We start from the raw sequence: 16,049 nt of genomic DNA, 5'->3' as shown, positions 1-16,049 counted from the left end.
CTTTGATTTTAATTAGACACTTTAATCGTAGCACACGAGGACAAATGATGTCCTTTTTGCGTAGAAAAAAAGTGCTGATGATCAACTCATCAACACTAAAAAGTTTAGACCCAAAAATATCGCCCATTCCTCCTCAGGAATAGACGATATTCAGCTGCATTACAGTAGTAATTACTCTGCTTCTTTTTTCAGGTAAACTTGGCGCGGTTTGCTACCTTCTTGCGGACCAACTAAGCCCTTTTCTGCCATCCGGTCGACGATTCTCGCAGCACGGTTGTAGCCAATTTTAAACTTCCGCTGTAACAGTGAAATGCTGCATTTTTGTTCCCGCGTAATAAAATCAACTGCATCACTAAACAATTCATCTTCTTCATCATCGCTACCGTCGCCAGCTGCCTCTTCATCAGAAACTTCCATCGATGAATCATAAGCTGCTTCTTGCTGGCTCTTCACAAAATCAACCACATTTTCGACATCTTGGTCAGAAATAAAGGCGCCTTGAACTCGAACCGGCTTATTCATGCCCATTGGCAAGAACAACATATCTCCACGACCCAATAACTTTTCTGCTCCAGACGAGTCGATGATCGTCCGCGAATCAGTCCCAGAAGAAACTGCAAAGGCCATCCGTGATGGCACATTGGCTTTGATCAAACCCGTAATAACATCGACGGAAGGACGTTGCGTGGCCAAAATCATGTGAATCCCGGCCGCCCGTGCCATTTGAGCTAAACGAATGATTGCATCTTCAACTTCATTCGACGCAACCATCATCAAATCAGACAATTCATCGACGATCGCCACAATATACGGTAACGTGGGCTCCGCCGTTTTTTGTGCCTGATTCTGCCGTTTGACCATCTGATTATAACCATTAATATTTCTTTGACCAGTATTGGCAAACAACTCATAACGGCGTTCCATTTCAGCGACCAGCTTATGCAAAGCTCGTGCCGCTTTTTTAGGGTCCGTCACGACCGGTGTCAATAAATGCGGAATATCATTATAAACTCCGAGTTCAACTTTTTTAGGGTCGACTAACATCATCTTGACTTGATCTGGCGTGTCATTCATTAACAAACTCGTAATGATCCCGTTGATTGCGACTGACTTCCCACTCCCAGTCGAGCCGGCAATCAGCAAATGCGGCATCTTGGATAAATCAGCCGTGATCAAATTACCAGAAACATCGCGACCAAGTGGGACCTCTAATGGTTTGTTCGGATCAGGCTTCATTGCACTGATGACATCTTTAAACGAAATTGTTGCCACCTGTTGATTAGGTACTTCGATCCCAATCAATGATTTACCCGGGATCGGCGCCTCGATCCGAATATCCTTCGCAGCCAAGGCTAACGCTAGGTCGTCTGACAAGTTCACAATTTTTGAAACTTTAACTCCGATTGCCGGGTGTAATTCATACTTAGTGACTGAAGGACCCAAAATCGTGTTTTTCAACTCGACATCGACTCCAAAGCTTTCTAAAGTTTGCTTCAAAACATCCTGGTTCCGGCGTAGAGCCTTTTTCTCAGCACTTTGATCAGTAGGTGCGACATCCTGCAGCAAACTAGGCGCCGGCAATTCATAATCCGGATTAGTCAATGGGACTTGATGCGGTTTAGCATCTCGTTTGGGCGTTTCGGCTGTTTCTTGGCGCTCATTCCATAAAGCTGGGTCTGTGGCATCACCATGTGCGCGCGGTAAATGTTTTTCAGTATTAATATCATTTTCAATCGTAGTTTGTTCCTGATTTGGCACTGATGACTTGACCTGAGCTTCTGGTTCTTGTGGCAGAGTATCTTGAGATTCAGGTGCTTGCCCCTCGGTAAAGTAATCTTGTTTCAACTTAGTCTGGATCTTTGCTCGTTGTTTTTTCAACCACGGTAAACTAGCTGAACCAAGGTCCACCAACCAGAGCCAGATTTTTTTCAAAAAATGGACTACTTGGTATAAGATCATCCCTAACAGATCAACCACTTGTCCAAAGGAGATCTTAAACAAGGCACAACCACCCAACAACACCAGCAAAACGGCGCAAACGTAACTGCCAATTTGTGCCAATAAAAAATAGGTCAACTGATACAGGCCAGCTCCTAACAAGCCGCCTCCCACAGCGTTTCCCACACTGTTAGCGACAATATCGGCTTTTAAATACTGCCAAGTAACTGTCACAAAATCTGTATGTAAATCTAAGCGGCCAAACAAATAAGTGCTTAAAAATAAAATTAGCCCAGCTAAAACTAAACTGCTTCCCACTAAATAGCGCGTTTTTAAGCGCAGTTCTTTAGCTGTCGTTAATAAATATAATCCCAAACCAGCCACTAACAGTGTCCCAATTTGATAAGCGTCACCTAAAAAGAGCCGGAAACAGTTTGCAAGCAGCATCCCCAAGTTCCCTAAATGAAAGCAGCCAGTCAAACTCAAGACCAATAATATCAAACCGGAGATCCGTGTGGTCATTTGTTGTTGCTGTTTCTTTGTTTGTTTACGGCGCGTCTGTTTTTTTCTTTTAGCCACTGCGAAAATCCTTTCTACCAGGACAGGTGCAAAAAAGCGCCCGCTCCTGATCTTTTTCCTGTCTTACAGTATAGCATAATTTTTGGAATAGAACACTTGTGCGTCTGTAAAAGGTCGCCATTACTTTCTTTTCCAACCAGATAAAAAAGGCGTTTGCCATGGAACAACAAACAACCTCATCAAGCTTATTTTAATTTATCATTGTCATACAAATGAGTAGTTTCCAGCTGTGGAAAGCCTTGCTGCCGGACTGCTTCATAAATGATAATGGCAGCCGAATTAGATAGATTCAAAGCACGAATATGCTCATCATTTTGTGGGATCCGGATACATTTTTCAGGGTACTGACGCATAAATGGTTCAGGGAGCCCCGTAGTTTCCTTACCTAACAAAAAATAGTGGTCCTTGCTAGTATCTGAATAATCCACTTCTGTATAAGCATGGGTGGCAAACTTGGAAACTAGGTAGAGGTAATCGAGATCAGGAATACTCTCAATAAAATCTACTAAATTTTTATGATAAGTAATTTTGACACTGTCCCAATAATCAAGACCTGCTCGTTTTAAATATTTATCATCCGTCGAAAATCCCAAGGGTTCGATCAGATGCAATTCCGTATTAGTTCCTGCACAAGTTCGTGCAATATTACCTGTATTGGCAGGCATTAAAGGTTCAAATAATGCAATATGATTAGTCACGTTGAATTCCTTCCTTTGACTTAGGTCACAGAAACTGACCCAAGAATATTAAAAATTAACTTTACTTCGCTTAAAATTATCGCTTGTTTGACACAAAAAGCGCAGCCGTTCGGTTTCTACACTGCGACCGGCTGCGTTAATGAAATAAGCTCGTAAACCGCAGCGACTTAGCCCTTCAACTTACGACGTCATTCCCTAAACCCACTGTAACATTGATACACTGGGCTTGCAACCCCTTTTACAAAAAAAGGTTGTCAACAACTATTTGTCATTGACTGCTGTTAATAATGAAACATCGACACTAATTTGTTCTAATGGTCGTGCCAAAGCAGCTTGTTTGATTTCCGTCGAAGCTCCCCAGTTTAAAGGTGTCATTTCTAATAAAGAAGCAAAGTCTTCTGCAGGAAAATTAAATTGATATTGGATCTCTTGTTGGTGATAATTAGGAAAGTTTTTCGCAAATAAGTTCAAAACCGCTGAATTATCATAGCTGGCATGGACACTTTCTTGTGGGTACAAGAGCTGACGTAATTCTTTTAAATATCCGCTATTAGGAATGATCTTATAAATCATTCCACCCGGCCGCAACACCCGTTTAAATTCGTGATAAGCGGCGGGTGAAAAAATATCAGTCAAGGCATCAAAAGAATTCTCCGCAAATGGTAAAGCTGCTAGATCCGCCACACAAAAAAAGTTCTCATTGGGGTAAGAAGTCGCCAAATTAACAGCATTTTTTGAAATATCGATCCCCACCATGGTATCTTGTCGGGTGGGACGTTTTTCCCGCAATTTAGCCGGCGGAGTCCCTTCCCCAGACCCAATATCCAAAATATTTAAGTCTTTCTCAGCGGGCATGGCTGCAACAATGGCGTCAACAATCGAATCAAACAAGCCTAAAGTTAGCATCCGCCGCCGCGCTTGCCACATACTGTCACTATCATATTCACTCTTAATTTTGTGTGTGATCAAAAATAATGTTCCCTTTTTAGATAGATCAAAGCTGTGATTTGCTTGACAAACCAGTTGGAACCTTTCGACTTTAGTAAATGGGCTGTCACAAACCGGACACTTAAATAGCTCTAAATGTTCACGTAAAAACTGGGCCCCTTTTTCAATTTTTTTCATATTCTCTCCTAATTTTGCCGCAAACTCACTCAGCCACAGCAATAAATTGTCCATCGACTAGTTCCACTAACTGCTTAAGTTTCACCCGAACTGACCGGCCAACCTTGCCCGCTGACACACAAACTTCCGGAAAATCTTGAATACTTTGGTCAAAATAAATGGGGAAACCTTTAAAAGCATGAATTCCAATTGGTGTATTGGCTCCATGAATGTAACCGGTGATATTGATCAGTTTTTTATTGTCCGCTAAATGGATCTGTTTTTTGCCTAATTCACGGGCAACCATCTTTAAATTGATCTCACCAACGATTGGTAAACAAACCACTAAATAATCCTTCGGACCATCGCTGCCAAGACAGACGATAGTTTTTAAAATACTTTCTTCTTTCAAACCGGCAGCTTGGACCTCTTTTAAAGCTGCTTCTTTACCCGCTAGCCAGTTAAATTCCATTTCAGTGTACGGAATTTCATTTTCATCTAAAATTCGTTCTTCATTCGTCTTTTTAGGTTGTTTTTTCTTTTTTGCCATTCTGCTCTCCTACTTCCTGTCTCTCCTATTCTATTATAATTACCCAACTTTTCAACCACCCTTTAGGCAAATTAACCCGGCCAGCCTGCATCACGTTGATGTTTCCTAGTAAAAGCCGAACATTACTAACATATTATTTTCTTTAAATTTGACTTTATCAGCAAAACACGGTATGATTTATCTGTTTGTGGAAAGAATCAAGGATTAACAACGAATGATTAACTAAACTAACCACAATTCAGAATGTGAGGGGTAAATATGTCAGTTTTTGATTACGAAGACATCCAACTTGTTCCTAATAAATGCATTATTAACAGTCGATCCGAAGCGGATACGACCATTAAATTTGGACCAATGACTTTTAAAATTCCAGTGGTTCCTGCTAACATGGCCACGATTATTGATGAAAATTTAGCAATTTGGTTAGCACAAAACGGTTATTTCTATATTATGCACCGTTTTGATAAAGATAACCGCCATGAATTTGTTAAAAAAATGCACGATCAAGGACTTTTCGCGTCGATTTCTGTCGGTGTCAAACCCGAAGAATATGAACTGATCGATAAGTTAAGTGCCGAAGATTTTATTCCTGAATATATCACGATCGATATCGCCCACGGCCACGCCGACTCAGTGATCAATATGATCCGTTATATTAAAAAGAATCTGCCAGGCGTCTTCGTGATTGCCGGAAACGTTGGTACTCCTGAAGGTGTCCGTGAACTTGAAAATGCCGGTGCCGACGCTACTAAAGTAGGGATCGGACCAGGAAAAGCCTGCATTACCAAGCTAAAAACCGGCTTTGGGACTGGTGGTTGGCAGTTGGCGGCCGTTCGCTTATGTGCGAAAGCTGCCAGCAAGCCAATTATCGCTGACGGTGGGATCCGGAATAACGGTGACATCGCTAAGTCAATTCGTTTCGGTGCTTCCATGGTGATGATTGGTTCACTTTTTGCCGGTCACACCGAAACTCCTGGTGAAATTGTCGAAGAAGACGGCCAAAAGTTTAAAACCTACTACGGCTCAGCTTCGCAGTATCAAAAAGGCGAATATAAAAACGTCGAAGGTAAGAAATTACTAGTGCCATACCGTGGCAGTATCTCAGAAACCTTGCGTGAAATGCAAGAAGATCTTCAATCTTCCATTTCGTATGCCGGTGGCCGCTCACTTGCTGCCCTCCGTAAAGTTGACTATGTGATCGTTAAAAATTCAATTATGAATGGTGACTCACTCTAAAAAATTCAGAGTCACAAAAAAGTCTGTTTCACTAATTACTAGTGGCACAGACTTTTTTTACGCTTTTATGCTCCAAAAGTGATCACAGTTCCCACGGAAACATCCGGTTCACCTGCTGGCTTCAAATAGATTGCATTGGCCCGCGGTTTAGCCGGAACATCATGGAAATCAAAAATTGTGTGTCCGATCGACATTAAATTGCTCTCCACTAGTTCACCAATGTATGTGACTGTAAAGAGCTGCTGGTCAAAAGCAACCAATGAACCAACTTGCAAATCAAACTTCTGCTCAAAATCAGGCAGCTGTTCGTGAATCACTGAAACATCCCGTAATTTGTCCGAAGCAGTTTCATTAAATAAGATGATCAACCCGTCTTCTTTAGACCCGGCATCTTTTCCAATTGACGTAACCTTAGTTTTAAGCATCCTGTTAACCTCTTTCTTAAAATGATTATTATCTTCTATTCTAGCATATTGCTTTAGAAATTCCGCCCTTTTCTGTCTAGTTTCCTCGTCTAATACTACGAGTAACTTTGTCACTGTGTTCGAATAGCGCGAGACTTTTCATCAAAAAGCATAGTACAATTCAAGACGGAGCAGTCAGAGCATGCTATACTTGGAGGTGAACGTTTTGAAAGGAGTGTCAGCAAAATTATGCAAGAAAAAATCTTTTTTGGAACTTATACTCGTAAAAGCAGTCAAGGTGTCTATCAAGCAATTTTAGATACTGACAAACAAACGCTTAGTCAACCAACCCCTGCCATTAAAATTGGTGGGCCCACTTACCTGCGCTTGACCAAGGCGGGCAGTTTATTAGCAGTCACTGCTAAAGAGGACCAAGGCGGTTTGAGTTCTTACTCAACGACTGACTTCACGGTCAACAACGCTGTCTTACACCAAGGTGCTAGTCCTTGTTATATCGGTGTGGACGAAGCCAGACAATTAGTTTATTCCGCTAACTACCATAAAGGCGAGATCATTGTTTACCAAATCAATGCCGATCAAACACTCACGCAAACAGACAGTGTCGTGGTCACTGGAAATGGTCCAAGAGAAGAACAAGATAGTGCCCACGTCCACTACACTGACCTTACTCCTGACGACCGCTTAGCAGCCGTTGATCTGGGCAGTGACCGGATTTATGTCTATGATGTCTCTGATGAAGGAACTTTAAGCCAAGTCAGCGTTTTGGAAATGCCAGCCGGCTATGGCCCCCGTCACTTAGTTTTTGCACCAAATGGACAGTACGCCTACCTGGCTGGGGAATTATCCAGCCAAATCAGCACCCTGCAATACGATGCAGCTAATGGTAGTTTGACCTTGCTGCAAACCTTGCCAACGATTCCGGCTGACTGGACTGATCATAATGGTGCAGCCGCTATCAAAATGTCTAGCGATGGCAAGTTTGTCTATGTGTCTAACCGCGGCTACAATTCACTGGCTGTTTTTGCAGTGCAAACTGACCACCAATTAAAACTAGTCCAACAAATTTCGACAGCTGGCGACTTCCCACGTGATTTTGCCCTGGATGCCACTGAAAAATTTGTCGTCTGTGCTAATCAAAATACAGATAACGTCACTTTGTATAGTCGCAACCAAACGACTGGGGAGTTAACATGTCTCCAAAAAGACGTCCCAGTTCCTGAAGGCGTCTGCGTTTGTTTTGCTGACTAGCACATTCATTAATTAATTTGGAGATGAAATTTTTGTTATTAAAAGAAGCATGTCTGGAAAACTTTACTGACCTTCCTCAAGCGATCCACCACGGTGCCAATCGGATCGAACTCTGTGATAATTTGGCAGTTGGCGGTACGACCCCTAGTAAAGGTGTTATTGCAGAAGCTGCTAAATATTGTCACGAAAACAAAGTGCCGCTGATCGTCTTGATCCGTCCACGCTCGGGCAACTATGTTTACACAGACACTGAAATTAAAATTATGGAAGCTGATATTTTCGAAGCTCAAGCACTTGGAGCGGACGGAATTTCCTTTGGCGCCTTAACTCCTGACAATGATTTAGACTTAGAAGTCATGGAACAGTTAAGTGCTGCTGCCGGGGGAATGCAGCTGGTCTTGCATATGGCATTTGATGAAATGAACTTTGACCAGCAAAAACAAGCTATCGACTGGGCTGTGAATACAGGCTTCGAACGGATCTTGACCCACGGCGGCCCACTATCCACGTCCATCGACCAAACCAGCGCGCACCTCAAAGAATTAGTGGCCTACGCCGCTGGCCGCATCAGTATCTTACCTGGTGGTGGAATTACTGCCGCAAACGCAGAAGCCATCGCCACAGACCTGGGAGTTTCTCAGGTTCACGGTTCAAAAATCGTTGACTTAACTGCTGAATAAAAGTTTTTATATACAAAAACAAGCCCTTCACTAACTAGCTTTTTGCTAAGTTGGTGAAGGGTTCTTTTTGTTGTCGGGCTGCTCAAGCCATAATCAACTTGTTTCGCCCTGTGTTTGTAGTTGAGCTCCATGAAACAGAAAGTTCCGTCTAGCCTTCAATGCCAAGCACGCCTTAAAGACTCGACCCTGCTAGTACTCGCTTTCTCCCGTTTCATTTCGTTCTGTGTTATTTTATTCAACTCCAACAGCTTTGACAAAACGGAGAAAGGCTGCCTGTCCACTTGCATCACGTTTAAAGACTCCAGCATCTTCCAATACTCGAGCAAAAACTTTACCGACTTCTTTTTGTAAGACGTCCATCACATTTTCTGCTGTTAAGTCTTGGTGTGCAGCCTTAATTGCTTGCGTCCATGGTAAATGGTAAGCCGCAATTTCATTGGGCTGGTCTAATAAGAACTTGCTGACTTCGTTCAATTCTTCTTTCAACCGCGGTGGTAGGATCGCCAACCCCATGACCTCGATCAAGCCGATATTTTCTTGCTTGATGTGTTGCACGTCTTGGTGGGGATGAAAAATACCATCTGGGAATTGCTCAGAAGTTTGGTTATCACGCAAGACCAAATCCAGTTCTAATTGATCTGCACGTTGACGTGCGATCGGTGTGATCGTATGATGCGGTTCACCAGCAGTTTGCGCCCGCACATCCACGCTTTCATCACTATATGCACGCCATTTCTTCAAAATCTTAGTAGCTAATTGTGTTAATTGTTCTTTAGAACCGCCTTGTAAGCGAATGACAGACATTGGCCACTTCACGATTCCAGCCTGAATTTCAGGATAATCGGCAAAATGCAAGGCGGTTTCAATTGGAGCTTGCTCCATCGCGAAAACATGTCGCCCACCCTGATAATGTTCATGCGTTAAAATCGAGCCGCCCACGATTGGCAAATCGGCATTACTCCCGACAAAATAGCCTGGAAATTGTTCGATGATACTTAGTAAGCGCCCAAAAGTTTCTTGGTTGATCTGCATTTCATGGTGTTTAGTATCTAAAAAGATACAGTGTTCACTAAAGTAAGCATATGGTGAGTACTGAAAGCCCCACTGTTCCTGATCAATATTGAAACGAACTACCCGATGATTACTCCGAGCCGGATAACCAATGCGGCCTAAGTAGCCTTCATTTTCCAAACAAAGCTGGCATAATGGATAACCAGTCGCTTTTTGCTTTTTAGCTAAAGCAATTTGCTTCGGATCCTTTTCCGGTTTTGAAAGGTTGATCGTGATTTCCAGGTCACCATATTCGGTTTGAGCCGGAAAATAGATATTTTTAGCAATTGACCGTGTCTTGATATAATCACTTTTCTGGCTCAATGCGTAGAAATCAGCAATTGCCTGTTCCGGACTATCATGTTGATAAGTATCCCAGAATTTTTGGTTAACTTGACTAGGACGCGGCACGATCAGTTCCATCAACTGGGCGCCTAACATATCTTGTTCATCATGTGTTTCACCACAACGCTCGTTTGCTTGCGCCTGTTTCACCAAGTCGTCTTTTAAATCCACTAAGTTTGTTTGCTCAGTCTGGGCCGCTAAAGCCTCATCCCCCACCAAACGTAGAACATAATTCCGTAAATAAATCTGATCTTCCGTTGTATAATCACTATTTGAAATGACTGCTTGGACAAAGGCGGTCACCAAGTTTGTTTCAGACATTTTCTTTCACCCACTATTTTAAATTCTCTACTTCAAATTCTCTCGCCGCGAAACGACTATTGCCTACTAGGCTAAGACCTTAGTCCCATCAGCAATTTCTGCTTCATAAAATGATGGTGCGTAGCCGATTTTTTCTGTGTACTGTGCCCCAACCTCTTTTTCAAAAGCTTCTACTTGGTCTTTAGCAACTAAAGCAATCGCACAACCACCAAAACCTGCACCAGTCATCCGGGCGCCTAAAACGCCTGGTTGTTTCCAAGCTGTATGAGCCAACGTATCTAGTTCTACTCCAGTCACTTCATAGTCATGTTCCAATGAAACATGCGAAGCATTCACTAAGCGGCCAAATTCTTCCAATTGTCCAGCCTGCAATAATTTTTCTGCCCGTAGTGTCCGTTCATTTTCTAAGACAGCGTGACGTGCACGTTTGAGACGGTCACCATCTTCAATCAAATAAGAATATTCGTCAAAGGTGTTGGCATCTAGTTCACCTAAAGATGAGATGTCGAGTTTGGTCTGTAATTCGCTCAAGGCTTTTTCACATTCTGCTCGGCGTTCATTATATTTAGAATCAGCTAATTCACGACGCTTGTTAGTGTTCATAATGATAATGACATGACCTTTTAAATCGATCGGTGCCACTTGGTATTCCAAAGTATTGGTATCTAAGAGTAAAGCGTGGTCTTTTTGACCCATTCCGACAGCAAATTGATCCATAATTCCGGAATTGACACCAATAAAGTCATTTTCTGTTTTCATTCCCAATTTAATTAGATCCAAACGTTCGATACCTAAGTCAAATTGATCATCGACGATCAACCCGATCAGCATTTCCAAAGCAGCAGAAGATGACAAACCAGAGCCATTAGGAATATTACCGTTGATATAAATATCCAAGCCAACATCCAATTGATGTCCAGCAGCTTGAATAAACTTGATCATCCCTTTAGCGTAATTTGACCAGGAATCATCTTTAACAAATTCAAGTGTGTCGAGGTCAGCTTCGATTACACCTAGATCAGGAAAGTTGCCAGAGTAAAAGCGCAGCTTACGGTCTGCCCGTTTAGCGGCAGCACCCCAGATACCAAGTGAGATCGCACATGGAAAAACATGGCCGCCATTATAATCTGTATGTTCACCGATCAAGTTGATCCGACCTGGTGAGAAATATTCAGCAGTTGGTTGAGTTGTATAAATTTTAGTAAATTCAGTAATTAGTGTTTGTTTGTCCATGAATAGACCCTCCTAGAGTTTTAAGTAAACGTTTTAACAATTTTTATTGTAAACTATTTTAGTAAATTATTCAATATTTTACTAACTTATTTACTTAATTTTTTACTGTGGTAGAATATAACCATACTCAAAAAAGAAAGGATGTGCACATTTATGGCAACAATTAAAGATATCGCACGGTTAGCCGAAGTTTCTCCTGCCACAGTTTCGCGGGTCTTAAACCACGACCAAAGTATGTCGGTCGCCACGACAACCAAGGAACGAATCTTTCAGGTCGCACATCAATTAAATTATCAAAAAAGTACGACTCACTCGCCTAAAACTACTGCTAAAAAAACTCTAGCAATTATTGAATGGTACACTGAACAACAGGAATTAAACGATCTTTATTACTTTTCTTTACGTGAAGGCATTGAAAAAAGGGCTGATCAGCTAGGCTTTAAGGTCACCCGTTTCTTTCAAACTGACGATTTAAAACAAGCCGCTGCTTGCGATGGAGTCTTGGCCCTCGGTAAATTTTCCGCCAAACAAATTTCTCAACTGGGACATTTAAACGAACAAATTGTTTTCGTTGATTGTGATACTCTCGCGCAAAACTACAGCTGTGTCATTCCTGATTTTACCAATGGTGTTGCAGCAGTGTTGGAACAATTTGTGCAGAATGGTTTAACGAAGATCGGAATGTTAGCCGGGGAAGAACATACTTCTGACCAAGAAGAAAGCCTCCTAGATCCGCGCTTTTTAGCCTTTAAAAAATTGCTGACTGCTCAAAAAAATTACCAGAGCCGCTACGTATATGTTGGTGATTTTACCCGTGAATCTGGTTATGCCATGATGAAACAAGCCCTAACTGACTTAAAAGATGATTTGCCAGAGGCCTTTTTTATGGCTAATGATTCCTTGGCAGTCGGTGCTTTACGAGCCCTGCAAGAACAAAATATCAAAGTTCCAGAGCAAATGGGCATCATTGCCTTTAACGACTCATCGTTAGCTGAATTTGTGTATCCAAAACTCAGCAGTGTCCATGTTCCTACCGCACAAATGGGTGCGACTGCTGTCGATTTACTAGCGGATCAACTAGTTGCATCGCAAGAAAACTATGCTCGCAAAGTAACTCATGGTGTGCGCTTAGTCCTGCGTGACAGCTCACGAAAACTCACCAAATAATCAAAATTACCCCTTAAAAAAAGCAATTCTCCCGACAAACTGAGAGAATTGCTTTTTACTTTTTAATGGTTAACAAAGAAATTTAAAAATTGATGGGCAATATTAAAGTAGATCAAAACTGAGGTTAAATCACTTAAAGTTGAAATAAATGGTCCAGAAGCGACCGCTGGATCAACTCCGATCTTGTCCATCACTAACGGGATCACATTTCCTGCAATCGTTGCCACAGTGATCGCCGTGGCCATCGAAATTCCAATTACAAAGCCTAACACAAAATTACTCTTCCAGATCCCAACCAAAAGAAAAATCGCACTTCCTGTCACGACACCGGCAATTAAACCCGTCAATAGTTCATTGACCAACATCCGTAAACCGGAACGTCGATCTTCTTCACTATTGGACAAGCCACGGATCGCGACCGCCAAACTTTGCGTCCCCGCATTCCCGGCAGTCCCCGTGATCAACGAAACAAACACCGCTAGGATACTAGCCTGTGAGATCAACGCTTCGTAGCGATCGATCAGTGAAGTCGTTGACATTCCCATCAATAACAAGATCAGTAACCAGGGCAAGCGTTTCAATGAAGCTTGAAATGGATTTTCTGGTGTTTCTTCGGTATCAACCCCGGCCAAACCAGAGTATTCACCAGCATTTTCTTCATCAATAACATCGATAATATCATCAACGTTGATAATTCCGACCAGTTTATTGGCATAGTCCACAACGGGCACAGCCACGAAGTTGTAATCCCGCACCTTTTGGGCAACTTCAGCCTGATCTTCATCAACAGGTACCGAAATGACTGGATTAGTCATAATATCTGCAATCGCGGTATTTTCTGCATTAGTCAATAGGTCACGTAAAGTCACAACGCCAATCAACTCATTATCACTGCTAACCACGTAAGCATAATAAATCAATTCGGCATCAGCGGCCTCAGAACGAATGTCTTGAATCGCAGAACTAATATCTTGGTCAGCATAGATATCAACATATTCAGTCGTCATCAAGGCCCCAGCTGTCTTATCTTCATAATGCAGCAATTCCCGGATCTCAGCCGACCGTTCTGCAGGCAAGGCCAGCAAATAGTGAGTGAGGTCTTTATTTTGAGCATAGGCTAAAATATCGACCGCGTTATCGGTATACATTTCATCGATAACTGCCGCAGCATACGAAACCGGCATTTCCTTAAAGTATCTAACTACATCTTCAGGTTCTTCTTCGATTCCATCAAACATATCCCCGACTTCTTCAGCACTTAAGTAGCGATACACTCGACTACGTAAAGTGCCATCTAAGTCCGAAAAAAGTTGAGCCTGCTCATGAATATGCAGATCAAGATACTCACGCCGAAAAAGTTTGGCTTTTTGATCACTCAAAAGTTGAACAATACGTTCGTTTTTATTTAAATTTTGCATTTGTTTATCGGCCATTTTTACAATTCCTCTTAAATGTTATCCACAAATTTTCGCATATCAGCAGCAACTGGTGCCTGAAAAGTCATTCTTTGAGCGGTCAGCGGATGGCGAAAACTTAACCGGTAACAGTGTAATGCCTCCCGTCCCATTCCCTGACTTAGTACTCCGCCATACATCGTATCACCCAATAATGGCCACCCTAAGCTAGCACAATGTACCCGGATCTGGTGTGTTCGTCCGGTTTTCGGCTGCGCTAACAGCAAAGCATGGTCCGACCAGCTGTGCAAACAACGTAAGTCAGTTACTGCTGCTTTCCCATCGCTAGCAGTCATTCGCTTGAATAAGCTGGTTTCATCCCGTTTAATTGGACTTGTGACATGCACGGCTTTTCCACTGGGGATTTGTCCGCTCACTACTGCCAAATACTGTTTAACAAACTGGTGCGCTTGTAACTGAACATCTAATAAAGCATGTGCATAGCGATGTTTAGCAAATAACGCCACCCCGCTCGTATCCCGGTCCAACCGCGTCACAATGTGGGGAATGATCCCAGAATAGCCGCGAACTAGATAGTAGCCCCAAACTCGATTAACTAAAGAATCTCCCGGATATAGCTCTGATGGCACCGACGGTAAATACGGTGGTTTGTTCACCACTAATAAATCACGGTCCTCGTAAATGATTTGAAGCGGCACATACGACGGTACTAGGTCTGCTTTCCGGCCGTGTTCGGGCGGTAATAACAACGCGACACTTTGACCGGTCGTGATTTTATCGATCGTTCGCCCCTCTTTGCCGTCTACCAGGATCTGACCGCCCTCATGGCGGACTTTCGCTAACAAACGTCTAGAAACATGCTGCTGCTTTAAAAACGATTTAAGCTTGATTGGCGTCTTCCCTGTATAGGTCCACGTAAATCTCATGGTTCATCTCCAATAAAGGAGTCTTTGACTCGATTCCAAAATCCGTTATGACGGTACTTAGCAAAATGCACCTTTTTTTTGGAAACCTTGTAACTCACTTGTTCAATATCAGCCATATGGTAATAGCTGGAATCCACGGTCAACAACAGTTCCTCGCTGTGAGCCAAAGCAATTGGGATAATTGTCACCCAGTCATTCGGACTAATGATCAGCGGTGAACTGATCGTCCGAAAAACACGGTTATTGATCGAACTAATTTCAGCTAACTGTAAGACTGGCATATCAGGATGAACAACTGCGCCGCCCAAAGACTTGCTATAACCGGTAGAGCCGGTTGGTGTTGCAACACACAAGCCATCGCCCCGAAAACGTTCAAACAAGTCCCCGCCAATATAAACATCTGCGGCTAAGGTTGGTCCGACCCGCCGTAAAGAAGATTCATTGAGCGCCAAATACTGCTGAATTTTATTCGTTTGACGAAATTTAACCGCCACGTCTAGTAATGGATAAGACACCGACTGCCGGTTATCAGATTGCAAACTAATAATTAAATCATCGATTTCGTCATCTCGCCAGTCAGTATAAAAACCTAAATGACCAGTATGCACACCCACAAACCGAATCTGGTCTAACTTGTCGGCATAATGATGGAAAGCTGATAGTAAAGTTCCGTCTCCCCCAACAGTGATCACTATTTCAGGATTTTTGTCATCAAAAATAAAATGACGTTCAGCTAGTTTTTTATTTAATTGTTGCTTGATTGCCGCTGATTTCTCAGAGTCATTGGCAAAAATCGAGATTTTCATAACTTCCCTCTTTTGTAAACTTATAGTATTATTGCTCGAGCAACTCATCTGGCTGCGTCTTTTTCACTTATTTAGTGTACCACAGTTACCCAGTCTTTTGAATTTTAGCCAAACTTCCCCGCTAATTTCAAAAAAATTAGATTAAGGACCGCAAACTCACGCCCTACTTGAATCTGGGCCCATTTTTCTAAAACAGCTAGGCAATCTTTTTGCAAGTGAAGTGCCCCATAATTGTTAGACATAAAAATCTAATAATTATGGGGTGTTTTTTATGACTAAATATTCAACTGATTTTAAGATTATGGCAGTTCAAAGGTATTTTGACGAA

14 protein-coding genes are annotated in these 16,049 nt (G+C 42.4%); 4 read left to right on the top strand and 10 right to left on the bottom strand.

Annotation, left to right across the window (positions count from 1 at the left end; translation table 11 throughout):
- Positions 1-171: 171 nt before the first annotated feature.
- From LPAF129_RS10390 to LPAF129_RS10375, 4 genes are all read right to left on the bottom strand, one after another.
- Positions 172-2,460 carry a DNA translocase FtsK gene (locus LPAF129_RS10390; RefSeq protein ID WP_244056939.1) on the bottom strand — a complete coding sequence of 763 codons (2,289 nt, stop codon included), beginning with the start codon at positions 2,458-2,460 and terminating at the stop codon, positions 172-174.
- A 242-nt stretch (positions 2,461-2,702) separates the two neighbouring features.
- On the bottom strand, positions 2,703-3,215 hold the full coding sequence (locus LPAF129_RS10385; protein ID WP_244056937.1) for a tRNA (cytidine(34)-2'-O)-methyltransferase: 513 nt from the start codon (positions 3,213-3,215) through the stop codon (positions 2,703-2,705).
- A gap of 261 nt (positions 3,216-3,476) precedes the next feature.
- Entirely contained in the window at positions 3,477-4,340 is an 864-nt protein-coding gene (locus tag LPAF129_RS10380) for a methyltransferase domain-containing protein (RefSeq protein ID WP_244056935.1), read from the bottom strand.
- A 25-nt stretch (positions 4,341-4,365) separates the two neighbouring features.
- On the bottom strand, positions 4,366-4,869 hold the full coding sequence (locus tag LPAF129_RS10375) for a YbaK/EbsC family protein (protein WP_244056934.1): 504 nt from the start codon (positions 4,867-4,869) through the stop codon (positions 4,366-4,368).
- 258 nt (positions 4,870-5,127) lie between these two features.
- On the opposite strand from LPAF129_RS10375, the gene LPAF129_RS10370 reads away from it, so the two are divergent.
- Positions 5,128-6,105: a GMP reductase gene (locus tag LPAF129_RS10370; RefSeq protein ID WP_244056932.1), complete on the top strand. Its 978-nt coding sequence runs from the start codon at positions 5,128-5,130 to the stop codon at positions 6,103-6,105.
- 65 nt (positions 6,106-6,170) lie between these two features.
- Here LPAF129_RS10370 and LPAF129_RS10365 read toward each other — a convergent pair whose 3' ends face one another.
- The gene (locus tag LPAF129_RS10365; RefSeq protein ID WP_244056930.1) at positions 6,171-6,530 is read right to left on the bottom strand and encodes a PTS glucitol/sorbitol transporter subunit IIA; all 360 of its coding nucleotides are present in this window, start codon (positions 6,528-6,530) and stop codon (positions 6,171-6,173) included.
- Between the two features lie 228 nt (positions 6,531-6,758).
- Between LPAF129_RS10365 and LPAF129_RS10360 the strand changes: the two genes are divergently transcribed.
- Together LPAF129_RS10360 and LPAF129_RS10355 are read left to right on the top strand one after the other, a co-directional pair.
- Positions 6,759-7,778 carry a lactonase family protein gene (locus LPAF129_RS10360; RefSeq protein ID WP_244056928.1) on the top strand — a complete coding sequence of 340 codons (1,020 nt, stop codon included), beginning with the start codon at positions 6,759-6,761 and terminating at the stop codon, positions 7,776-7,778.
- A 32-nt stretch (positions 7,779-7,810) separates the two neighbouring features.
- Positions 7,811-8,458, top strand: coding sequence for a copper homeostasis protein CutC (locus LPAF129_RS10355; RefSeq protein ID WP_309296511.1), 648 nt, complete (start codon positions 7,811-7,813; stop codon positions 8,456-8,458).
- Positions 8,459-8,689: 231 nt separating this feature from the next.
- Here LPAF129_RS10355 and galT read toward each other — a convergent pair whose 3' ends face one another.
- Positions 8,690-10,174: a UDP-glucose--hexose-1-phosphate uridylyltransferase gene (gene galT / locus LPAF129_RS10350; RefSeq protein ID WP_244056925.1), complete on the bottom strand. Its 1,485-nt coding sequence runs from the start codon at positions 10,172-10,174 to the stop codon at positions 8,690-8,692.
- Between the two features lie 66 nt (positions 10,175-10,240).
- Positions 10,241-11,407: a galactokinase gene (locus LPAF129_RS10345; RefSeq protein WP_244056921.1), complete on the bottom strand. Its 1,167-nt coding sequence runs from the start codon at positions 11,405-11,407 to the stop codon at positions 10,241-10,243.
- A gap of 153 nt (positions 11,408-11,560) precedes the next feature.
- On the opposite strand from LPAF129_RS10345, the gene LPAF129_RS10340 reads away from it, so the two are divergent.
- On the top strand, positions 11,561-12,574 hold the full coding sequence (locus LPAF129_RS10340; RefSeq protein ID WP_244056918.1) for a substrate-binding domain-containing protein: 1,014 nt from the start codon (positions 11,561-11,563) through the stop codon (positions 12,572-12,574).
- A 62-nt stretch (positions 12,575-12,636) separates the two neighbouring features.
- Here the strand turns inward: LPAF129_RS10340 and mgtE are convergent, their stop codons facing one another.
- The 3 genes from mgtE to LPAF129_RS10325 are packed head-to-tail and all read right to left on the bottom strand — an operon-like array spanning position 12,637 to position 15,721.
- Complete coding sequence (mgtE, locus tag LPAF129_RS10335; RefSeq protein ID WP_244056915.1) at positions 12,637-14,007, bottom strand: magnesium transporter; 1,371 nt, start codon at positions 14,005-14,007, stop codon at positions 12,637-12,639.
- Between the two features lie 14 nt (positions 14,008-14,021).
- Complete coding sequence (locus LPAF129_RS10330; RefSeq protein WP_244056911.1) at positions 14,022-14,915, bottom strand: RluA family pseudouridine synthase; 894 nt, start codon at positions 14,913-14,915, stop codon at positions 14,022-14,024.
- A complete protein-coding gene (locus LPAF129_RS10325; protein WP_244056909.1) occupies positions 14,912-15,721 on the bottom strand; it encodes an NAD kinase in 810 nt (269 codons plus the stop codon). Before LPAF129_RS10325 ends, LPAF129_RS10330 begins: the two co-directional genes overlap by 4 nt.
- Between the last annotated feature and the right edge of the window lie 328 nt (positions 15,722-16,049).

This window comes from Ligilactobacillus pabuli, assembly GCF_022836475.1.
Lineage (GTDB): Bacteria > Bacillota > Bacilli > Lactobacillales > Lactobacillaceae > Ligilactobacillus > Ligilactobacillus pabuli.
Note: the sequence above shows the minus strand (reverse complement) of the source record. Positions and strands in the feature narration are given on the sequence as shown.

What these genes read in the sequence shown, in the direction of transcription:
- LPAF129_RS10390 (WP_244056939.1), bottom strand. Translation starts at nt 2,460, where the DNA reads ATGACCACACGGATCTCCGGTTTGATATTATTGGTCTTGAGTTTGACT.
- LPAF129_RS10380 (WP_244056935.1), bottom strand. Translation starts at nt 4,340, where the DNA reads ATGAAAAAAATTGAAAAAGGGGCCCAGTTTTTACGTGAACATTTAGAG.
- LPAF129_RS10375 (WP_244056934.1), bottom strand. Translation starts at nt 4,869, where the DNA reads ATGGCAAAAAAGAAAAAACAACCTAAAAAGACGAATGAAGAACGAATT.
- LPAF129_RS10370 (WP_244056932.1), top strand. Translation starts at nt 5,128, where the DNA reads ATGTCAGTTTTTGATTACGAAGACATCCAACTTGTTCCTAATAAATGC.
- LPAF129_RS10365 (WP_244056930.1), bottom strand. Translation starts at nt 6,530, where the DNA reads ATGCTTAAAACTAAGGTTACGTCAATTGGAAAAGATGCCGGGTCTAAA.
- LPAF129_RS10360 (WP_244056928.1), top strand. Translation starts at nt 6,759, where the DNA reads ATGCAAGAAAAAATCTTTTTTGGAACTTATACTCGTAAAAGCAGTCAA.
- galT (WP_244056925.1), bottom strand. Translation starts at nt 10,174, where the DNA reads ATGTCTGAAACAAACTTGGTGACCGCCTTTGTCCAAGCAGTCATTTCA.
- LPAF129_RS10345 (WP_244056921.1), bottom strand. Translation starts at nt 11,407, where the DNA reads ATGGACAAACAAACACTAATTACTGAATTTACTAAAATTTATACAACT.
- LPAF129_RS10340 (WP_244056918.1), top strand. Translation starts at nt 11,561, where the DNA reads ATGGCAACAATTAAAGATATCGCACGGTTAGCCGAAGTTTCTCCTGCC.
- mgtE (WP_244056915.1), bottom strand. Translation starts at nt 14,007, where the DNA reads ATGGCCGATAAACAAATGCAAAATTTAAATAAAAACGAACGTATTGTT.
- LPAF129_RS10330 (WP_244056911.1), bottom strand. Translation starts at nt 14,915, where the DNA reads ATGAGATTTACGTGGACCTATACAGGGAAGACGCCAATCAAGCTTAAA.
- LPAF129_RS10325 (WP_244056909.1), bottom strand. Translation starts at nt 15,721, where the DNA reads ATGAAAATCTCGATTTTTGCCAATGACTCTGAGAAATCAGCGGCAATC.